Source organism: Streptomyces sp. AC627_RSS907, assembly GCF_019049165.1.
The window spans coordinates 1-599 of record NZ_JAGMUE010000723.1; the positions used below are offsets into that span (position 1 = coordinate 1).

A 599-nucleotide genomic window follows, 5' to 3' on the forward strand; every position below is an offset into this window, starting at 1 on the left:
CCGTCGAGTAGAACGGCACCTGCGACGAACGCGGCGCGATGTCCGCCAGAACCTCCAACAGCTCCTTGCGGATCGACTCCACGTGGGCGGAGTGCGAGGCGTAGTCCACCGGAACCCGACGAACCCGCACCTCCTCACCCTCAAGCTCGGCCACCATCTCATCCAACGCACCCGGATCACCGGCGACCACAACCGACCCCGGGCCGTTGACCGCCGCAACCGAAATGGCGCCGTCCCAGGCGGCGATGCGCTCCTTGACCTGGTCCACCGGAAGCCCGACCGACACCATGCCACCGCGACCCGCCAGACCGGCGGCGATGGCCCGCGACCGCAACGCCACCACCTTCGCGGCATCCTCCAGCGACAACGCACCGGCCACACAGGCCGCCGCGATCTCACCCTGACTGTGACCCATCACCGCGTCCGGCACCACACCCACCGAACGCCACAACCGCGCCAGCGACACCATCACCGCGAACAACACCGGCTGAACGACATCCACCCGATCAAAACCGGGAGCGCCCTCAGCACCACGCAGCACATCCGTCAACGACCAGTCCACATACGCCGACAGCGCCGCCTCACACTCGGCCACCGCC

Annotated in this window: 1 protein-coding gene; it reads right to left on the reverse strand. The window is 68.3% G+C overall.

All coding sequences use genetic code 11. The features are described from left to right. Positions 1-599 (reverse strand): acyltransferase domain-containing protein (locus KUM32_RS38265; RefSeq protein WP_217146427.1); only part of this gene is annotated, 599 nt, incomplete at both ends.